The 381-nt window shown below is 40.9% G+C and carries 1 protein-coding gene; it reads left to right on the forward strand.

Annotated elements, in window-relative coordinates; all coding sequences use genetic code 11:
• Window positions 1-140 precede the first annotated feature (140 nt).
• Window positions 141-381, forward strand: a 241-nt coding sequence (hdeA, locus tag GPA25_RS23760) for an acid-activated periplasmic chaperone HdeA (RefSeq protein WP_169262840.1), incomplete at its 3' end; no start/stop codon positions are given.

Raw genomic sequence — 381 nt, forward strand, 5'->3', positions numbered from 1 at the left:
CTGTAACTCATTGTATTGAAATAAAAATATCTGATTTTGATATTTTCCATCAACATGACATATACAGAAAACCAGGTTATAACCTCAGTGTCGAAATTGATTCGTGACGGCTCTTTCACTTTATAGTTGAGGATATTACGATGAAAAAAGTATTAGGCGTTATTCTTGGTGGTCTGCTTCTTCTGCCAGTTGTGAGCAATGCAGCGGATGCGCAAAAAGCAGCTGATAACAAAAAACCGGTCAACTCCTGGACCTGTGAAGATTTCCTGGCTGTGGACGAATCCTTCCAGCCAACTGCAGTTGGTTTTGCTGAAGCGCTGAACAACAAAGATAAACCAGAAGATGCGGTTTTAGATGTTCAGGGTATTGCAACCGTAACCC

This window comes from Aromatoleum diolicum, assembly GCF_012910955.1.
In the GTDB taxonomy this organism is placed as follows: domain Bacteria; phylum Pseudomonadota; class Gammaproteobacteria; order Burkholderiales; family Rhodocyclaceae; genus Aromatoleum; species Aromatoleum diolicum.